Raw genomic sequence first — 19,527 nt, 5'->3', positions numbered from 1 at the left:
GGCGATGCGGATATGTAATCTGGCATGTCTGCGTCTGTTTGAGCTGATGTGATTGGGGTAATCTAGACCCTCGTCGTTCGGCAGGGCCTGTTGGTGCGCTCTATTGTCTTTCTGGACAATATGCCTTGAAAAGTGCGCTGCATATCCCCATTTGAGGCAATCTCATGAGGGGAGAAAAAGTGACAGCTTTCGGCCCGATAATTTAAAGGATTGATACCATGGTTGCGGTTCGCGATATTCATTTGAAAGACAACTTCACCCTGGAAGAGTGGGTCAGCTCGCTCTCCTTGAGTGACAGTGAAAAGGATCAGTTGCGAACCGTCTATCAGTATTGTCTGACGCTCGGTGACGAGGCGCTGACCAGCAAGCTGCTGGTGCGTGGCATCGAAATGGTGGGCATCCTGCAGATGCTCAGCATGGATATCGGCACCCTCAAGGCCGCCATCATCTACCCCTTCGTCGAAGCCGGTCTCATCAGCCAGGAGCGGATGGACGAGGACTTTGGCTCCAAGATCGCCAAGCTGGTGGAAGGGGTGCTGGAGATGGAGGCCATCCGCTCCCTGCAAACCCTTCATCGCAGCGAAACCTCGCCGGAGCAGGTCGACAACGTGCGTCGCATGCTGCTCGCCATGGTCGAGGATGTGCGCGCCGTGGTGATCAAGCTGGCGGAGCGGATCGCCTGCCTGCGGGAAGCGAAGACGGCAGATGAAGAGACCCGGGTGCTGATGGCCCAGGAGATCACCAACATCTATGCGCCGCTCGCCAACCGTCTGGGCATCGGCCAGCTCAAGTGGGAGCTGGAAGATCTCGCCTTCCGTTACCTGCACCCGGATACCTACAAGCAGATCGCCAAGCAGCTCGACGAGAAGCGGCTCGACCGCGAGCGCTATATCCGCGAGTTTGTGCAATCCCTGCGTAATGGGTTGAAAGAGGCGGGAGTTGACGCCGAGGTGTACGGTCGGCCGAAACACATCTACAGCATCTGGCGCAAGATGCAGAAGAAGCACCTCGAATTCAACGAGTTGTTCGACGTGCGCGCGGTGCGGGTAGTGACCAAGCGGCTGCAGGATTGCTATGCGGCGCTCGGTATCGTCCATACCCAGTTCCACCACATTCCTCGCGAGTTTGACGACTATGTCGCCAACCCCAAACCCAACGGCTATCAGTCGATCCACACCGTAGTGGTGGGGCCTGAGGGCAAGACGGTCGAGATCCAGATCCGTACCGACCAGATGCATCAGGATGCCGAACTCGGCGTTGCGGCGCACTGGCGCTACAAGGAAGGGGCGCAGGCTGGCGGCAAGGCTAACACCTTCGAAGACAAGATCGAGTGGCTGCGCAAGCTGCTCGCCTGGCAGGAGGATCTCTCCGAGAGCGGCTCCCTGCTGGAAGATTTGCGCAGTCAGGTGTTCGAGGACAGAGTCTACGTCTTCACCCCGAAAGGGGATGTCATCGACCTGCCGGCTGGCGCTACCCCGCTTGATTTTGCCTATCACGTCCACAGCATGATTGGTCACCGTTGCATCGGCGCCAAGATTGACGGCCGCATCGTGCCGTTTACCTACGCGCTGCAGACCGGCGATCAGGTGGAGGTGATCACCCAGAAAGAGCCGAACCCGAGCCGCGACTGGATGAACCCCAACGCCGGCTTCCTGCGTTCCAGCCGGGCGCGGGCCAAGGTGGCGACCTGGTTCAGAAAACTGGATCGGGACAAGAATATCGTGGCTGGTCGCGAGCTGTTCGAGAAGGAGCTGGATCGCCACAACCTCAGCATGTCCAAGATCGACAAGGGCAACATGCTGCGGCGATTCAATCTGGAGAGCACCGACGATCTGCTGGCCGGTATCGGCAGCGGCGATATCCGCATCAACCAGGTGCTCAACTATCTCGACACCTGTTACAACAAGCCGACGGCGGAAGAGGAAGATCGCCGCCTGTTGGAGAAACTGGAGCAGAAGGCCAATGCGCCGATGCGCCACAAGCCCAAAGACCACATAGTGGTGGAAGGGGTCGGCAACCTGATGACCCATATTGCCCGCTGCTGCCAGCCCATTCCGGGGGACTCCATTCAGGGCTTTATCACCATGGGGCGCGGCGTATCCATTCACCGTGAAGATTGCGAGCAGCTCAAGGAGCTGTCACGTCGCAACCCCGAGCGGCTGATCGATGCGGTATGGGGGGAGAACTACTCCGGCGGCTATGGCCTCACTATCCGGATCATTTCCAACGATCGCTCCGGCCTGCTGCGCGATATCACTACCGTGCTGGCCAACGAGAAGATCAATGTGATGGGGGTGCGTTCGCGCTCCAACGTGCGCGAGCAGACCGCGGAGATCGACATGGAGCTGGAGATTTACAACATCAACGCTTTCAACCGGGCGTTGGCCAAGCTCAGTCAGCTCAATGACGTAATTAGCGCCAAGCGCCTCTGATTGTCATCAAGAACCAACTTGTGACCGACCGCCAGGTCGGTCACTGTTTTGCCCCTGCGGTACGAATCAACAAGCGAATATCTCATGTCCCAACGTTACGATCTGCCCCAACTGCTCGACATCATGGCTCGTTTGCGTGACCCGCAAAACGGCTGCCCCTGGGATCTGAAACAGGACTTCCAGACCATAGTGCCGCACACTCTGGAAGAGGCCTACGAGGTGGCCGATGCCATCGAGACCGAAGATTGGCAGGGGCTGAAAGGGGAGTTGGGTGACCTGCTGTTTCAGGTGGTGTTTTACGCCCAGCTGGGTAAAGAGCGGGGCTTGTTCGACTTTGCCGATATCGTCGATACGGTGAGCGAAAAGCTCATTCGCCGTCACCCCCACGTTTTTTCCGATGCAGACCTTGCCAACGAGCAGGCGGTAAAAGCGAACTGGGAGGCGGAAAAAGCCAAAGAACGAGCGGCCCTCGACAAAGAGAGCGTGCTGGACGATATCCCGCTCTCGCTGCCAGCCCTGACCCGCGCCGCCAAGATCCAGAAACGTTGCGCCACCGTCGGTTTTGACTGGAAGACGTTGGGACCTGTGGTGGACAAGATCCACGAAGAGATCGACGAGGTGATGGAAGAGGCATTGATGGCCGATGTGGACGAGGCGCGGGTGAGCGACGAGCTCGGCGACCTGCTGTTTGCCACCGTCAATCTGGTGCGTCATCTGGGCAAGGATCCGGAGCAGGTACTGCGAGGCGCCAACGCCAAGTTCGAACGTCGTTTTCGTCAGGTTGAGCAGATAATCGCCGCAGAAGGCTTGAAAATGACCGATTGCACCCTCGAAAAGCTCGATGCCGCTTGGGATAAGGCGAAGGAAACCGAGCAAAGTTGATTTGGCGCAAGATGGGGGGGCGGTGAGCCTGATAGATTTTTGCTCATTGTTTGGGAGAGGGGTTTTTGGTATACTGTTTCCCCGTCCTGCTTCATCCCCGAAGCACCCCTTAAAATTCCCTAAACTTCTTTCAGGTTCAGCATGACGACCAAATATATTTTTGTTACTGGTGGCGTTGTTTCATCCCTCGGCAAAGGCATTGCCGCAGCTTCTCTGGCAGCCATTCTGGAAGCCCGTGGTCTGGATGTGACCATCATGAAACTGGACCCGTACATCAACGTGGATCCGGGCACCATGAGCCCGACCCAGCATGGTGAAGTGTTCGTAACCGAGGACGGGGCCGAAACCGATCTGGATTTGGGCCACTACGAGCGTTTCATCCGCACCAAGATGACCCGTCGCAACAACTTTACCACCGGCCGTATCTACGCCGACGTACTGCGTAAAGAGCGTCGTGGTGACTATCTGGGCGCCACCATTCAGGTTATCCCGCACATCACCAACGCCATCAAAGAGCGGGTGATTGCCGGTGCCGAAGGCCATCAGGTTGCCATCGTCGAAGTGGGCGGTACCGTGGGTGACATCGAGTCCCTGCCGTTCCTCGAAGCCATTCGTCAGCTGGCTGCCGAAGTGGGCCGCAACAATGCCATGTTCATGCACCTGACGCTGGTTCCTTACCTGGCCGCTGCCGGTGAAGTGAAGACCAAGCCGACCCAGCACTCCGTTAAAGAGCTGCTCTCCATCGGTATCCAGCCGGATGTGCTGATCTGCCGCTCTGACCGTGCCATTCCGGCCAACGAGCGCGCCAAGATCGCCCTGTTCTGCAACGTGCCCGAGCGCGCCGTCATCTCCATGAAAGACGTCGACTCCATCTACAAGATCCCGGCACTGCTGAAATCCCAGAATCTGGACTCCTACTTCACCGAGCGTTTCGGTCTGGAGTGCAAAGAGGCTGACTTGTCCGAGTGGGAACAGGTTATCTACGAAGAGGCCAACCCGACTGGTGAAGTGACCATCGGTATGGTCGGCAAGTACGTCTCCCTGCCGGACGCCTACAAGTCCGTCAACGAGGCGCTCAAGCACGGTGGTCTCAAGACCCGTCACTCCGTCAACATCAAGTACATCGACTCTCAGGATATCGAGACTCGTGGCGCCGAGCTGCTGGAAGGTCTGGACGCGATCCTGGTGCCGGGTGGCTTCGGTGAGCGCGGTGTGGAAGGCAAAATTCTGGCTGCCCAGTATGCCCGCGAGAACAAGATCCCCTACCTGGGTATCTGCCTCGGCATGCAGGTTGCCATGATCGAATTCGCTCGCAACGTGGCGGGCATGGAAGGGGCTCACTCCTCCGAATTCAAGAAAGATTGCGCCTATCCGGTCGTCGGCCTCATCACCGAGTGGGTGGATGAAGAGGGTAACGTCGAGACCCGTACCGAGAAGTCCGATTTGGGCGGTACCATGCGTCTGGGTTCCCAGCTCTGCCACCTGGTCGAAGATTCCAAGGTGCGTCAGATGTACGGCAGCCCGACCATTTACGAGCGTCACCGCCACCGTTATGAAGTCAACAACAAGCTGCTGCCGCAGATTGAAGCGGCAGGTCTGAAAGTGACCGGTCTCTCCGCCGACAAGAAGTTGGTGGAAATCATCGAGATCCCGGATCACCCCTGGTTCGTGGCTGCGCAGTTCCACCCGGAGTTCACCTCTACTCCTCGTGATGGCCACGCTCTGTTCGCCGGTTTTGTGAAGGCGGCAGGCGAGTATCAGAAGCGTAATTTGAAGTAATTGAAAATAAATGCGGTTGGGGCACTGTGCCACAGCCGCTTTTTTTGGCATATTTTTGTTGTTTTTTTACGAAACCTGAGGAAATACACATGTCCAAGATCGTTAAAGTGATCGGTCGTGAAATCATCGACTCCCGTGGTAACCCGACCGTTGAGGCCGAAGTTCACCTGGAAGGTGGTTTTGTTGGTATGGCAGCCGCTCCGTCTGGCGCGTCCACCGGTTCCCGCGAAGCGCTGGAACTGCGTGACGGCGACAAGAGCCGTTTCCTGGGTAAAGGCGTGCTGAAAGCCATCGAAGCCGTAAACGGCCCGATCGCTCAAGCTCTGCTGGGTAAAGATGCCAAGGACCAGGCCACCGTTGACCAGATCATGATCGACCTCGACGGTACCGAGAACAAATCCAAGTTCGGCGCCAACGCCATCCTGGCTGTTTCCCTGGCTAACGCCAAAGCTGCCGCTGCTGCCAAAGGCATGCCGCTGTACGCCCACATCGCCGAGCTGAACGGCACCCCGGGTGTTTACTCCATGCCGCTGCCGATGATGAACATCATCAACGGTGGTGAGCACGCCGACAACAACGTCGACATCCAGGAGTTCATGATCCAGCCGGTTGGCGCCAAGACCCTGAAAGAAGCCGTTCGCATGGGCGCAGAAGTGTTCCACAACCTGGCCAAAGTGCTGAAGTCCAAGGGCTACAACACTGCAGTTGGTGACGAAGGTGGTTTCGCTCCGAACCTGAAATCCAACGCCGAAGCGCTGGAAGTTATCGCTGAAGCCGTTGCCGCTGCCGGTTACAAACTGGGCACCGACATCACCCTGGCTATGGACTGCGCTGCTTCCGAGTTCTACGACGCAGAGAAGAAAGAGTACAACCTGAAAGGCGAAGGTCGTGTCTTCACCTCCAACGGTTTCTCCGACTTCCTGGCTGACCTGACCACCAAGTTCCCGATCGTCTCCATCGAAGATGGCCTGGACGAATCTGACTGGGAAGGTTTCGCCTACCAGACTGCCGAACTGGGCAAGAAAATCCAGATCGTTGGTGACGACCTGTTCGTAACCAACACCAAGATCCTGAAGCGCGGTATCGACAACGGCATCGCCAACTCCATCCTGATCAAGTTCAACCAGATCGGTTCCCTGACCGAAACTCTGGCTGCCATCAAGATGGCCAAAGACGCTGGCTACACTGCCGTCATCTCCCACCGCTCCGGTGAGACCGAAGACGCAACCATCGCCGACCTGGCTGTTGGTACCGCTGCTGGCCAGATCAAGACCGGTTCCATGAGCCGTTCTGACCGTGTTGCCAAGTACAACCAGCTGATCCGTATCGAAGAAGCTCTGGGTGCCAAAGCTCCTTTCCGCGGTCTGAAAGAAGTTAAAAACCAGGCTTAATTTGCTGGTTTGCCAGCCTCGGCTGGAATGAAAAAAACCGGAACCCTTGGGTTCCGGTTTTTTTATGCCTGAGCCTTGCCACAACGGCCTGAGAGGCGCGGGCGTTGTGCCTCTGGTCTCTGGGTCAGATAAAGGGGAGCATGCGCTGATAGCGCCCTGCACGCGCTTTGAAACCCAGCTTTTCAAACAGGGCTATAGAGCGGACGTTATCTGCATCGATATCTGCGGTGAGGCAGGTGACCCCCAGTGTGGTGGCGTGGGCGAACAGCAATCCCAGCGCCTCTGACATAAACCCTCTGCGCCAATAGGCCGCATTGAGCAGGCAACCTACCTCGCAGCTGTGGCCCGCCTCGCTGAAATTGTGCAGGCCGCAGGTGCCGATCACCTTGTTCTCCTCCCGCTCGACAATCGCCCACTCCAGCGACTCCCCCGTTTGCTCCAGCCGCACCACGCTCGCCATCATCTGCGCCACCATGGCGGGTGAGGTAAAGCAGGGATCAGAGGCAAACTCCATGGTCAATGGATTGCCATAAATCTCGAACAGATCGGCTGTATCGTGCGGGCCAATGGTGCGCAGCGCAATCCGTGTGCCGGTTAAGTCGGGCTTCATAAATCTCCTTGGCGCGGGTGTTAGCCAGCAAAGATACAGGTGAATACAGAGATCATGTGAAAGTCGGTCTCTAAAGGAAACTGCTGCTATCACGAATATTGTTATCGTGAAAGTCCGATTACATTATTGCTAATAAAAACTATTGGCCTAATTTTTTTTGTTATTCTCACATGTTGCCTGATAAATTATTTGACTGTAACCAAGAGCTAGATCTTCAATAAAATCTTCCCCAATTGTAGGAAATCCATATACGAGAGGCTCGCTTTCTATGATCTTGAATAGATCATACAGGTAGCTGCTAGCTTTATTGTAAACATGTACAACTCCAAATGGCCGATTCATTATAATTTCTTTATTTAATTCTTCTTCACTAATGATATTGTATTGATCGCCTGTTATGTCAATTGCAACATCATTTATTTCTAGCCAGTAATGGGTTATGTTTTTATTTTTTCCTGTGGCTCCACTTATACCTTTAATCTCCATATTTGGCCATAACAAAAGAAAATGATAGGCTAAAAGCATAGAAGATAACTTACAACTCATAATTGGAAAGCACTCAATTACTAGCTTTGTGTTTTTCTTATCACACCTCTCAAGTAAACCCCTGAATTTAGTTGCTTCCTCTTCTATTTCAGTGATTGTCGGCAAAAATTGTCACTCCTTGATTACACATTATTCTGGGTATAAAACCTTGCCTGTTTCTGTAATGGTAATTATTTTTTCTTTTGAAGTACTATGGCAATTTTCTCTTTATCTGCATCAGATATTCCGCCCTGGAATTGAAACATTGCGCCGATGGAGTTTAGAAGGGTACTTTTCTTTGCCGGCTTTAGTTTCAGCAGTCGCTCAGCGACATAGGTGATATTGTTTATGTCATTGGCCGGTCCTTCCGGTTTTCTTTGCACTGGATACTCTTCTTCTTCCTGCTTTCTTGCTAATTGAATTAGAAGTTGGGCAAGCCTGAACTTATCTCGGTAGCTAAGTTCTTCGCATATTTTAGCAATCTCTTCGTATTTCATTACTAGTCTCCATGCTGAGTTATTGAATTTAATATAATGCTAATTTACGTTGCCATTAACTTATTGGTACTAAACTCAAGATCAAAAAATAAAGATAGCCATCGAGATTTAAATGGCAGAGTACTTGATAGTATCTCTCGAATATTTTTATGTACCTAGTGCAGTAAGCCAGTAAGAGCAATAGTCTTCTCCGTCATAAATAGAAGAACTCAATTGTTCGATGTTTTTTGAACCAATTCTAGCGGTACAGTGCAGACTTACCTCCCTGATAGCAGGTAGTAAAAAACAAACCTCATATCTATTTAATTTTTTAACTTTTTCTTCTTTTTCTAGAAAAACGAGTCTATCATTTACCAGAGTTTTGATTTTAGCGTATTTTTCAGATATCAACGCGATATTTACATGTGAATTATCAAATAAGTCCATGAGTTCAGAAAAGTCTTTTTTCAGGTTTTCTAGTTCTGTTTTTACGTTCATTTTTGTCATTGCTATTCCTAATAATATGTATAACAGTGATTAGACATAAAGAGGCGATGCTTTTATGTTTGATCCTTCTGTATGATCATTGCTATATTGTCAATAAGCTGAAAAATTAATTTATAATAATATTGTAATTTTAGCTTGAAATTATAACTTTGCTTTACCTTTGGCAATGTAAAAGTGCTGTAATAATGAAATTATAACACCACCATTTTTAGCAAAATTTAATTACCTCATAGTTCATTACGGACCTCATATTAATAGTATTTCACTATATTGCTAAAACTGAATTTTAACTGATTCCACATTGCGCTTTGCCTCACCGTGATAAACCGCTTCGATATTATTGCCGTCCGGGTCGAGGACAAAAGCTGCGTAATAGCCGGGATGATAATTACGCTCACCGGGAGAGCCGTTATCTTTGCCGCCGTGGGTCAGCGCGGCCTGATAAAAGCGATCCACCATAGCGCGATCTTTTGCCTGAAAGGCGAGATGGTGGCGACCAGTCAACACCCCCAGCGCGGCGGGGCTGTCGACAGAGGTGACAAACAGTTCGTCTGCCCAGAAGTAGCCCTCACCTGTGCCGCCCAGCGGAATATCGAGGGTGGTGAGAATGGCCGTATAAAAGCGCTGGCTGGCGACCAGATCTTTGACCACCAGCTGGATATGGTCGATCAGCCGACCACGATGCAGGGTTTGTGTTTCCATACACCACCTTGATTTGCATGTTGTGGATGAGTCAGCCGCTTGCCGGTTGGCTGGCTTTGACAAAAAAGGCGGGCATGATTTGGCATGGCTACCGCCCCTGAATTTCAGCCTCCAGTCTGCTGCATTTTACCAACGGGATGGGGTTGGCATGGCTCATGGGAGACTCCGACGAGGCAATTGTTGCCAAATGGCAATATTAACCATGGCGCTGTGGAGAGAAAGCTCAATATTGAGGATTTCTGTTCAAGATCAATAAATTAATCAAATCTCGCCAACGATTGATGACGCGCCGAGATAGCGTGAACAACCATTCTTGAGCTATCCCCATAGAATATTCATGGTCATATCCGGCTTGAACCAGCATAAAACTCTTTGTTATTGTCCGCCTCCCCCGCCGAAATAGCTTATTTATCTATAAATCAACAAGATAGCATTATGTGGTGGCGTCGCGGGGGCATCTGCTATCGGGAAGGAGAGTTATGAAGTCGCAGTTCAAAGTGGCGCTGGCCATGTTGGCCCTGTTCGTCGTCCAAGGCTGCACAGCCCCGGATTCATCCGCCAAACGCAATGCACCCGGCCCGTTGCTGACAGTACATTACGAAAGTGCCCCCCTGATCCCCGTCACCATCGCCGGTGAGCAGTACCAGTTTTTGCTGGATACCGGGGCCAGTATCACCTTTATCGATCGTCGTCTGGCCAGCCGCTTCAAGGCGCTGACCTTAAGCGAATTGCCCAGGGCCTATCAGGCTGATTTTGCCAGTGTAAGCAGCGTTTCGAGCCAACTGGGCAGCGAGCAGCTTGGCTTTGTTGAGCCGCAGCCCTTCTCGCTGGGGTCGGTCACCATTGATGACAGCGATCTGTGGGCAACTATTGATTTCGATCTTTTCTCCCAGTCTCTCGGCAGCCGTATCGATGGCATCCTCGGGATCGACACCATCCGCCGTTTCAACTGGGTGTTTGATCGCGACAGGCATCAGCTCACGGCTTTGCTGACCGCACCGTCGGCAGCCACGTTCGAGCGTTGCATCGGCTATGAAGACAGCTACAACCGCTCCCCGGCAGTGTATCTGACCCACGGCGAGAGCAGTGTGCGCATGTATCTGGATACCGGGGCCGATCAGAGCTATGCCGACCATGCCTTTATCGACTTTATGGCCAGTCAGAAGGCGATCTCTGGCGAAGATGCGATGCCACGCAAAGGGGTGGACGCCAGCGGTATGGTGGAGGGGCGTGAACATATCCTCACCGGCCTGCACTTTGATGAGCGCCAGCTCGGTGAACTGCGCGTGTCGGAAAACAGCAATGAGCAGTATGGTCTGGGGCTGGATTTTGTTAACCGCTTCAATCGCTTTGCGATCATGCCCGGGCGGATGATGCTCTGCTACGACGCTGACAGCCTGGCGCGCAAAGTGCCGCCAATCCTGCGCAATATCGGGGTGCGTTTTGATGGCGAGCATCTGCAGGTCTACTACAGCGACGAACGGGATCTTGCCCCCTATGGTCTGGCCAACGGCGACGTTCTGGAACAGATCAACGGGGTGGCTTATCGTCCCCTCGAGATCGACAAGGTGCGTGAGTTGCTCAGCACCAGCAAGCCGGGGTCGCTCAAGTTGCGAATTGTGCGGGAAGGAAAACCGCTGAATATCGCTATCTAGTCAAGGTGGGGCGGCATGACGAGCCGCCCCTGTCAGCCTCAGCCCTTGGTTGGATTTTCCATACAGTTGAGGGTTGGCTGGCCGTAACGCTCCAGCGTGGCTTTGTCCCCCTTGGTGAAGAAGGTGAGGTTTTGCCCTTCATAACGGGCGCCGCTGGCGCTGGGGGCTTCATAGGCGAGCACTTGTTGCTGCTTGCCGCCCTCGCTCAGGTTGATCACCGCGGCGGGCAGCTTGGCATCGTTATAGAAGTAGGTAGAGAGCATGACGTTCTTGCCGCACTTGTAGTTGACCGGTGCCGGCACCATCAGCTGGCCGCCGCTGATCTGCAGTTCGGTGATCCGCAGCAGGTAGTTATCCTCCACACACTGGCGCAGATCCTGCCCCTTCCAGCAGTCGTTACGCCCCTTGATCCAGCCGCGCTGCATAGCGCGCTCAGTCTTGAGCTGTTCGGGAGAGAGCGCTGCAATCGCCTTGGGGTAGAGGGCCGCCAGTTCGTTATCAAGGGCGGCCAGTCCGGCATCCTTGCAGATCAGAGTTTCGACCGACCCGGAGGCTTTGGTGCAGTCAAAGGAGGGGGTTGCGGCACTGGCCAGCAGAGGAGCAAACAGCAGGGTGGCAAGCAAGGTCTTGTTCATCGATAGATTCCAGCAATGAGGAGGGCATATCTGCCTACTACAGCACACTCTACAGGGCAATGCAGCAGGGGAGCCGAGCCCACTTGTACTGCTGAATGGCTGCCAAACGGAAAAACCCGACACTCCTGGCCGGAATGTCGGGTTTTTTGTGGCCGCGATAAAGGGGGAGGCGGGTTGCCCGGTCGATCAGGCCAGCGCCAGTTGCTGACTGCGGGCGCGCCACAGCCGCTCGTGGAAGAAGAACACCACGGTGTTGATGGCCGGTTCGATCATCGCCATCACGCCGCCGGTGAGCAGCTCGCCGCTCAGCAGGAAGGCCACCCCGAAGGCCACCGAGAAGTGGACCACCGCGAAGCTGCTGGTCTTGGCCTGCAGGCTGTGATTTGGCTTGAGCTTGTGCCAGCCAAGGTCATGAAAGTAGAAGGCGACTGTGTTGACTGCGGGCTCGATCAGGGCGATCAGGCTGGCGGTCAGCAGCTCACCGGTCAGCAGGTAGGCCACGGTAAAGGCGACACCGAAGTGCAGGATGGCAAAGCTGATGGTCTTTTTCATGATGGCGGCTCCCTCTGTTGATGATGAGAGTATCCGCCGAAATGAGATTAAATGAAAACTATTCTCATCTATTGCCGAAATAGAGAGAACCTATCAACGGGCGAGTGGCCGGTGCGCTTCAGCGGTTGCCAATCGCAACCAAGGCGATAAAGTACAGGTTCTTCACACTTGCCCATGAAAAAGGATCTTTCATGAATATCAATGCCACTCTGCTTGGCCAGTTCATTGCGTTGCTGATGGTCATCGTCGGTCTCATCGCCTGGCGACTGGCGCGCCGCAAGAGCGAGCATCCGGCGCTGATCACCCTTATCTGCTCCCTGCTCTGTCTGTTTCCGCCCTTTGGCCTGCTGGCCCTGTTGCTGGTTGCGCTGAAACAGGATCTGCCCACCCGTTCATAGGGCGCGCAGGTTCAGGCTGCCGCACACACCGGCCGCACCAATAGAAAAAGCCCCGTGACGGGGCTTTTTCTTTTGAACTCGGTGAGCAGAAGACCTTGGACACCCATCTTTTGGGTTCGGGCTCTGCTACGCCTTGCTCAAAAAGGTGGGTGTCCCAGATTTGCCATTACTGACCGCAATGTTAGGCATCAATGCGCTCCTCATTGAAGTAGCGGCCCTCGTATTCTGAGACCTGAAGCCAATCGCAGAGTTGAACAGTAAATCCTTGGCTGACGATTTGCTTTCCAACTAGGCGCAAATAGTCTAGGTCAGGCTCGAAGGAACCTAGGCCAAGAATCTGTGACCCCACCTCGGTGAGTAGGTAGACCTCTAGCTTTAGAACCTTGGTCGGGTCGTCATGCTCCACGATCAATGCTTTGCCGTTGGATAACAACGCTTTGATGAATTTTCCTTCGACAACCGTTTTGTACGAGGTGTTTAGGCCCACAGCCTCAACACCAGACACAACGCCCATCTCTTGCAGTCGAAGCAATAGCCCGAAAGTCAAACCTCGTTCGTCGAGGTACTGTTTCTGCCCTCTCGCTATTCTTCCGTCGATTGCATACCGGGCGATCTTGCTGATGACATCGGCCTCTGGCTTAGATAGTGTTTTCAGGAACTCAAGTGTTCGGATGGAATATCTGCCTGGAGATTTGATCTCACCGGCCAAAACACTTCCCCATAGCCGCTGCAAATCTTCAGCCGAAACTTTCCCGGCATAGTCCCGCCAAGCGAACAGCCAATCCTCATCAATTTCCCGATCTGGTGGAGTTTGTGGATCGTTCGCCAGTTGCTCTTCGGCGTAGATAACAGCTTTGGCCGAGTTAAGTTCAATGCGAGCAGCATTGACGGCGCTGCAAGTGACTGCGGCGTTGAGTGCGTTTGGAAGCCCGAGTGTCGGCTCAATGCGGCTTTCGATTGTTATGTCCGTGCTTGACTGGTCGACGGAGGTAAGCATGAGAGTGCCGTCGCTCCGCAACTGCTTGCGACCCGCTCGTACATCGGCAGCATCTTTCTCCGCCTGTGCGAGCATAAGAAGTTCTTGATGTCGCACCTCATTCCGAGCACGACCTTCTCTGATGGTTTGCCAAGGTGTGAGTAGGGACCCAATGCCCTTCTCTGCAAGGGTTTCCCAAAGCTTGATGACGAGTTTTTCACCGGGAAATTCCAAGGTGTTCTCCTTGATGTCTAACGCCGCATTAAGGTGTGAGCGGCGCTTGGCTATACTTGAGCGAAGCGAAACTGCCAAGCGTTGCGAATCACTCTTAAATGCTTTGTTATGTGCCTTAGCCCTCAACTATTACTCTGCGGTCAGAAATGAAGCGTTGTTTTAATACTTTTCGTTCGATTGGGTCTGAAGTAAAGACAACTAGCTGCTTTCCTTCTGGTAATTGGGGTAATACATAGTCAATAACTCTGAACGCTTTGCTTGTCAGTTGATAATTACCTGCATCAACGAAATAACGATTACATTCTTCCAAGAACACAACACCCTTAGGTGGAGGAGGGGTACTATTGTCAACAGAAATTAAACAATGATCTCTCAGTATTTGATCATAATTATTGAATATTAAAGAAAGTTTGTTTTTCCCACCTTCATACTCATAATTTACAGTGACATAAGAGGCATATTCATCCAAAAAACTCTTAAAATACGCAGCACCACCACCAAAATCTACACGATTAAGAAACTCACTTTTTGTATTAAACTGTTCACCATCATCTTCTAAAATAAATTTCTTTCCATCTATTTTCACTGCACACTCGCTAGCATTCCCATGGTAAAATGCGTTTACAGCGAGCTCTAAGAGCAGCTTTTTAGATTGCTTGTAAAAGCTATTTTCTATCCAACTTAGGCTCTCTTGAGATGACAGAATAGACGAAATCTTAACTTCCAAGTCTTCTTTGTTTATTTTTAGAGAGTGTTTGACATTCGGAAGACGCCTTGTTTCTTTCTTTGACTCCAAACTATCTTGTAAAACACTTAATTTAATAAGCACTTCGTTGATTTTATGATTGCTATCCATTGATACCTTAATGGCATTTATTTCTCTAGCAACACGTCCATTTTTTGAAATTTCAACTTTCACATGCTCAATAAATGCCCGCACCATATCATCAGTAGCATGATAATTTCCACATATACTAGTTTTAATAAAGTCTGATGGCTGCAAATCATAAACCTTGAAACTCAACAAATCGTATATTTTTTGCCAATTTTCTACATGCCAAATAAACAGGTTTTCGAAGCCACCTTCAACATTTCTTTCGATACTTTTGCAGTATTTTTCTGCAGCTTTATCAAAGCATTTATACAAATCATCTGCTATTGGGTCATCAGACTTGGAAACAAATACACTGCGTGCAAACTCAAAAATTGAAGTCGCTACAATCCTAGATGCAACACTCTCGATAAACATTTTGACCACTCTCTATATTATCTATTTTGACCACTACACTCTGGCACATAACAGTGATTAGATGGAAGGCGGCATTAATCCGTTAGCAGAGAATTCCATATAACTCCGTAACATTCTTACTGCCGCCAAGTAAAAATAATCATTAAATCATAACGTCATCAGCTTTCTTCGTATGCTGGGCGTATTCGCTTGCCCCCCTTTTCTTGCGCCACCGTTACTACTGTGTGAAAAATCAGTGCTCAGCGCACTCTTGGCAAGCGCCGCCAAAGCATGCCTGCATGAGCAGGTAAGAAATAAAAATGGGGTCGTCACCATGTTGAGTGGGTCGTAGGCAACTCTCGCTTATCCATTCCATCCGGCATGGCTACCGCCCCTGAATTTCAGCCTCCAGTCTGCTGCGTTTAACCAACGGGATGGGGTTGGCATGGCTCATGGGGTGACTCCTACGAGGCTTTGTTGCCAATCGGGTATATTAGCGGCGGGTAGGCGGAGGGAAAGGACCAGATGGCCGATTTCTGATCTGGATCGATTAATTAGTCAATAACAACTGATCTGCTGTGCAGATGGGGCGCGTAGTTGCCATTAGTAAGGAAAACAGTTAGTGGGGAAAGGGTTGGTGGGTAAAGCGGTAGCGGGTAAAAAACAAGAAGCCCCTGAACGGGGCTTCTCTTTGCTGGCCATGCCGTCACTGTGAACGGCTTGGCTGGCGCCTTGACCGTGCGCCAGAGCGGGCCTACTCTGCGGCCTTGTTGAGCCACTCCACCTTGTACTGGGCACCGGCGCCCTGCGCCAGCTTGGCACAGAGCGGTTTCAGGAAGGCTTCAATCTGCTCGTCCAGCATCCAGGGTGGGCTGATGATCAGCATGCCTGAACCGTTCATGCCCCAGTCGGCAGTCTGACCGGCCACTTCCAGCTCGGCCACCAGCACGTTGCCGAAGTTTTCCCGCTTGATGGCGCGCAGCATGTCGCGGGATTTGTCCGCCTCCTGCCCGAGGATCGGATACCAGAGGGCGTAGATGCCGGTCGCCCAGCGTTTCTGCGCCTTTTTCAGGGTGTCGACCACGGCGAAGTAATCTTCTTTGAGCTCATAGGGCGGGTCGATCAGCACCAGCCCGCGGCGCGGGGTCGGCGGCAGCAGAGCGATCAGCCCCTCGAAGCCGTCACGGTGGTGGACGGCGACGCGGGGGTCATAGCCCATGTTGGCGCGCAGGTCTTCGACCTCGTTGTTGTGCAGCTCCATCAGTGCCAGCTTGTCCTGCTCGCGGGTGAGGCGACGGGAGAGCTCCGGCGAGCCGGGGTAGTAGTGCAGCTGGCCATCGCTGTTCATCTCTTCGATGACGCCGAGATAGGGGGCCATGGCAGACCACTGGGCCCGCTCGTCCCACAGGCGGCCGATGCCGTCGGCATACTCGGCCTTTTTCTGGGACCAGTCGCCGCGCAGGTCGTAGAGACCGCCACCGGCATGGGTGTCCAGCACGATGAAGGGTTTCTCCTTCTTCTTGAGGGACTCGATGATCAGAGCCTGAACGGCGTGTTTCAGCACGTCGGCATGGTTGCCGGCGTGAAAGGCGTGGCGATAGCTCAGCATATTAGATCTCTGAGGGGGCCCTGCTGGGCCCCCAGTAACGATAGATAGTTCAACAAATTGCGGCTGTTGCCGCGAAACAGGGAGAGGCTGCGCAGGGTCTGCAACAGGACGCCTTGTTGCAGCCGCTCCAGCTCCAGCTCGTGGGCCAGCATCGACTGATACTGCTGCTCGTCGAGTCGCGCCTTGGCGCTCTGGCGCAGGGCGCGCCACGGGGTCAGCACCGCCTCGGTCTGCACCAGCGCCGGTTGCAGGTCGGTGAGATCGACTACGATGCCGAGTTGATCGAGCCGGTGCAGCAGCAGCGCCAGATTGACGTTGCCCCCCTGCTCCTGCACGGTGAGCCAATCCTGGCTGCGCTCACCATAGACCTTGCCGCTCCAGTGCCAGAAGCCGATTGGCGTCGGCAATTCGTGGACCGCGACCCGCTCGCTGGCCATCAGCTGTTCGTCACGCAAAGAAGGCCTGCTCCATGGTTTCCAGCTCCTCACTGAGGCTCATCCACTCCAGCTCCACCTCTTCCAGCTGCTCCTTGAGGGGACCCTGGGATTTGAGCAGTTCGGAGAGCTTGGTTTTAGCGCTCTCTTCGTAGATGGCGGGGTCGGCCAGTTGGCTCTCGATGTCGGCCAGCTTGCCCTGCAGCTTCTCCATGCTCACTTCGAGCTTTTCGAGCTTCTGGCGCAGCGGACGGGTTTGCTGGCGGAATTCCGCCTCGCGCCGCTTCTGATCCTTGCGCGCCACCGCCGAGTTGGCAGAGACGGGGCCATCGGCCGGTTTGGCGTTGGCCTCTTTCTCCTGCTCGCCGAGCCACTTGTGGTAGTCGTCCAGATCGCCGTCGAACGGTTCGACCCGGCCACCGTGCACCAGATAGAAGTCATCTGTGGTGGTGCGCAGCAGGTGACGGTCGTGGGAGACCACTACCATGGCCCCTTCGAAGCCTTGCAGCGCCATGGTCAGGGCGTGGCGCATCTCCAGATCCAGGTGGTTGGTCGGTTCATCCAGTAGCAAGAGGTTCGGCTTTTGCCAGGTGATCAGCGCCAGCACCAGCCGCGCTTTTTCGCCGCCGGAGAAGGGGGCCACCTTGTCGAGCGCCTTGTCACCGTGGAAGCCGAAGCTGCCCAGATAGTTGCGCAGCTCCTGCTCGGTCTTGTCCGGCGCGAGGCGGGCCAGATGATCGAGCGGGGAATCATCGAGACGCAGGGTCTCCAGCTGATGCTGGGCGAAGTAGCCGATGCTCACCCCGGCGCTCACTTCGAGCTTGCCCGACAGCGGCGGGTTGGAGCCCGACAGCATCTTGATAAAGGTCGATTTACCGGCGCCGTTGCGACCGAGCAGACCGATGCGCGAACCCGGTACCAGATTGAGTTTGATCTTCTCCAGGATCACCTTGTCACCGTAACCGGCAGAGAGGTTCTCCATGGCGATGAGCGGGGTCGGCAGGGCCGACGGCTCGCGAAACTCGAAGCTGAATTCGGAGTCGGCGTGGGCGGGCAGGATCTTCTCCATCCGCTCCATCGCTTTCAGGCGGCTCTGGGCCTGACGGGCCTTGGAGGCCTTGTAGCGGAAGCGGTCCACATACGCCTGCATGTGGGACATTTCCCGCTGCTGCTTCTCGTACATCGACTGCTGCTGGGCCAGCTGTTCGGCGCGCTGCAGTTCGAAGTCGGAGTAGCCGCCGGTGTATTCGTTGAGCTTGCCGTTCTCGATATGGATGATGCGGCTGATGACCGAATCGAGGAAATCGCGGTCGTGAGAGATCAGCACCAGCGTGCCCTGATAGCCCTTGAGCCACTTCTCCAGCCAGATCACCGCATCGAGATCCAGGTGGTTGGTCGGTTCATCGAGCAGCAGCAGATCGGAGCGGCAGAGCAGCGCCTGAGCGAGGTTCAGACGCATGCGCCAGCCACCGGAGAAGCTGCGCACCGGCGAGCTGAGCTGTTCGTCGCTGAAACCGAGGCCGTGCAGCAGCTCGGCGGCGCGGGCGCGAATGCTGTAGGCGCCGATGGTGTCGAGTTTGCCGTGCAGCTCGGCCACCAGCAGACCATTGTCATCCTGCTCGGCCTGTACCAGCTGTGCTTCCAGCGAGCGGAACTCCTTGTCGCCGTCGATCACATACTCGAGCGCGGAGCAGTCGAGCGCCGGGGTCTCCTGCGCCACGCCTGCGATCTGCCAGCCAGCGGGCAGGCTGAAGGTGCCGCTGTCGATGGCCAGCTCGCCCCGTACCAGTGCAAAAAAGGTGGACTTGCCACAGCCGTTTTTGCCCACCAGACCCACTTTGTGGCCGGGGTGAATGGTGGCGGAGGCGTTGTCCAGCAGCTTGCGGCCGCCGCGGATCAGTTCGATTTGACTGGCAACTATCATGGGTGGGATCTGCTTGCTCAAAATGGAGGAGAAAAACTGGCGCGGATCTTACGTGAAATGACGCTGATTTGCACTGTAGCGAAGGGCTGGCCACTGGCTGGCGCTGCAAAAACATGCCATAACAGAGAAACCAGTTTGGTTACGGGAGGTTAGCATGCATATCAGGGATATTATGACGACCCGGGTCGCCACCGTTTCAATGGATGATCGACTCCGAGTCATCAGGGATATCTTCGAGCAGGCACACTTTCGCCATCTGCTGGTGCTGGAAGAGGAGGAGCTGGTAGGGGTCATCTCGGATCGGGATCTGTTCCGCGCCATCAGCCCCTATCTCGACTCCGAAGCTGAGATGAGCCGCGATACCGAAACCCTCAACAAGCGGGCCCACCAGATCATGAGTCGTCAGCTCGTCACCATCGCTCCCCATCTCACCGTGCGCGACGGCGTCAAGCTGATGCTGGAGAAGGGGGTATCCTGCCTGCCGGTGCTGGAGAATGGCGCCCTGGTCGGCATCATCAGCTGGAAGGATTTTCTCAAGGCGGCGCTGGAGAGTGATGCGCTGGGCTGAGCCCGGGTAC

Annotated in this window: 19 protein-coding genes; 7 read left to right on the top strand and 12 right to left on the bottom strand. The window is 54.1% G+C overall.

Annotation, left to right across the window (positions count from 1 at the left end; translation table 11 throughout):
- Positions 1-218 precede the first annotated feature (218 nt).
- The 4 genes from relA to eno all read left to right on the top strand — a co-directional run bounded on the left by relA (position 219) and on the right by eno (position 6,484).
- Complete coding sequence (gene relA / locus G5179_RS09900; protein WP_005335588.1) at positions 219-2,432, top strand: GTP diphosphokinase; 2,214 nt, start codon at positions 219-221, stop codon at positions 2,430-2,432.
- 84 nt (positions 2,433-2,516) lie between these two features.
- Positions 2,517-3,314 carry a nucleoside triphosphate pyrophosphohydrolase gene (gene mazG, locus G5179_RS09895; RefSeq protein ID WP_005335587.1) on the top strand — a complete coding sequence of 266 codons (798 nt, stop codon included), beginning with the start codon at positions 2,517-2,519 and terminating at the stop codon, positions 3,312-3,314.
- Between the two features lie 141 nt (positions 3,315-3,455).
- A complete protein-coding gene (gene pyrG, locus G5179_RS09890) occupies positions 3,456-5,093 on the top strand; it encodes a glutamine hydrolyzing CTP synthase (protein WP_005335584.1) in 1,638 nt (545 codons plus the stop codon).
- An 89-nt stretch (positions 5,094-5,182) separates the two neighbouring features.
- On the top strand, positions 5,183-6,484 hold the full coding sequence (eno, locus tag G5179_RS09885; protein WP_005335583.1) for a phosphopyruvate hydratase: 1,302 nt from the start codon (positions 5,183-5,185) through the stop codon (positions 6,482-6,484).
- Between the two features lie 124 nt (positions 6,485-6,608).
- Here eno and G5179_RS09880 read toward each other — a convergent pair whose 3' ends face one another.
- The 5 genes from G5179_RS09880 to G5179_RS09860 all read right to left on the bottom strand — a co-directional run bounded on the left by G5179_RS09880 (position 6,609) and on the right by G5179_RS09860 (position 9,304).
- A complete protein-coding gene (locus tag G5179_RS09880; RefSeq protein WP_245132981.1) occupies positions 6,609-7,094 on the bottom strand; it encodes a GNAT family N-acetyltransferase in 486 nt (161 codons plus the stop codon).
- A 147-nt stretch (positions 7,095-7,241) separates the two neighbouring features.
- On the bottom strand, positions 7,242-7,745 hold the full coding sequence (locus G5179_RS09875) for a hypothetical protein (protein ID WP_042052365.1): 504 nt from the start codon (positions 7,743-7,745) through the stop codon (positions 7,242-7,244).
- A 65-nt stretch (positions 7,746-7,810) separates the two neighbouring features.
- Complete coding sequence (locus G5179_RS09870; RefSeq protein WP_421258287.1) at positions 7,811-8,116, bottom strand: hypothetical protein; 306 nt, start codon at positions 8,114-8,116, stop codon at positions 7,811-7,813.
- A gap of 147 nt (positions 8,117-8,263) precedes the next feature.
- Entirely contained in the window at positions 8,264-8,602 is a 339-nt protein-coding gene (locus G5179_RS09865) for a hypothetical protein (RefSeq protein ID WP_201904500.1), read from the bottom strand.
- A gap of 273 nt (positions 8,603-8,875) precedes the next feature.
- Positions 8,876-9,304 carry a VOC family protein gene (locus G5179_RS09860; RefSeq protein ID WP_245132984.1) on the bottom strand — a complete coding sequence of 143 codons (429 nt, stop codon included), beginning with the start codon at positions 9,302-9,304 and terminating at the stop codon, positions 8,876-8,878.
- Between the two features lie 479 nt (positions 9,305-9,783).
- Between G5179_RS09860 and G5179_RS09855 the strand changes: the two genes are divergently transcribed.
- Complete coding sequence (locus G5179_RS09855) at positions 9,784-10,959, top strand: aspartyl protease family protein (RefSeq protein ID WP_421258286.1); 1,176 nt, start codon at positions 9,784-9,786, stop codon at positions 10,957-10,959.
- A gap of 38 nt (positions 10,960-10,997) precedes the next feature.
- On the opposite strand, the gene G5179_RS09850 is transcribed toward G5179_RS09855, so the two are convergent.
- Both G5179_RS09850 and G5179_RS09845 read right to left on the bottom strand, forming a co-directional pair.
- Positions 10,998-11,594 (bottom strand): MliC family protein, encoded by a 597-nt coding sequence (locus tag G5179_RS09850; protein WP_421258285.1) that lies wholly within the window; start codon positions 11,592-11,594, stop codon positions 10,998-11,000.
- Between the two features lie 186 nt (positions 11,595-11,780).
- Entirely contained in the window at positions 11,781-12,146 is a 366-nt protein-coding gene (locus G5179_RS09845) for a DUF2061 domain-containing protein (RefSeq protein WP_042084552.1), read from the bottom strand.
- 191 nt (positions 12,147-12,337) lie between these two features.
- On the opposite strand from G5179_RS09845, the gene G5179_RS09840 reads away from it, so the two are divergent.
- On the top strand, positions 12,338-12,544 hold the full coding sequence (locus G5179_RS09840; protein WP_064335507.1) for a hypothetical protein: 207 nt from the start codon (positions 12,338-12,340) through the stop codon (positions 12,542-12,544).
- A 181-nt stretch (positions 12,545-12,725) separates the two neighbouring features.
- Here G5179_RS09840 and G5179_RS09835 read toward each other — a convergent pair whose 3' ends face one another.
- From G5179_RS09835 to G5179_RS09815, 5 genes are all read right to left on the bottom strand, one after another.
- Positions 12,726-13,754, bottom strand: a complete 1,029-nt coding sequence (locus tag G5179_RS09835) for a DUF2806 domain-containing protein (RefSeq protein ID WP_421258284.1) — start codon at positions 13,752-13,754, stop codon at positions 12,726-12,728.
- A gap of 115 nt (positions 13,755-13,869) precedes the next feature.
- On the bottom strand, positions 13,870-15,003 hold the full coding sequence (locus tag G5179_RS09830) for a hypothetical protein (RefSeq protein ID WP_421258283.1): 1,134 nt from the start codon (positions 15,001-15,003) through the stop codon (positions 13,870-13,872).
- 733 nt (positions 15,004-15,736) lie between these two features.
- A complete protein-coding gene (locus tag G5179_RS09825; protein WP_302246311.1) occupies positions 15,737-16,591 on the bottom strand; it encodes a 23S rRNA (adenine(2030)-N(6))-methyltransferase RlmJ in 855 nt (284 codons plus the stop codon).
- Positions 16,585-17,046, bottom strand: coding sequence for a DUF2390 domain-containing protein (locus G5179_RS09820; protein WP_042052355.1), 462 nt, complete (start codon positions 17,044-17,046; stop codon positions 16,585-16,587). The genes G5179_RS09825 and G5179_RS09820 overlap by 7 nt, the downstream gene beginning before the upstream one ends.
- Entirely contained in the window at positions 17,039-18,949 is a 1,911-nt protein-coding gene (locus G5179_RS09815) for an ABC transporter ATP-binding protein (RefSeq protein ID WP_421258282.1), read from the bottom strand. Before G5179_RS09815 ends, G5179_RS09820 begins: the two co-directional genes overlap by 8 nt.
- 154 nt (positions 18,950-19,103) lie before the next feature.
- Here G5179_RS09815 and G5179_RS09810 point away from each other — a divergent pair, with 154 nt between their 5' ends.
- Positions 19,104-19,517 carry a CBS domain-containing protein gene (locus G5179_RS09810; protein WP_227341361.1) on the top strand — a complete coding sequence of 138 codons (414 nt, stop codon included), beginning with the start codon at positions 19,104-19,106 and terminating at the stop codon, positions 19,515-19,517.
- The last annotated feature ends 10 nt before the right edge of the window (positions 19,518-19,527 follow it).

This window comes from Aeromonas sp. 600886 (assembly GCF_049174935.1).
In the GTDB taxonomy this organism is placed as follows: Bacteria; Pseudomonadota; Gammaproteobacteria; order Enterobacterales; family Aeromonadaceae; genus Aeromonas; species Aeromonas veronii_A.
This window is presented reverse-complemented; position numbering and strand designations above follow the sequence as displayed.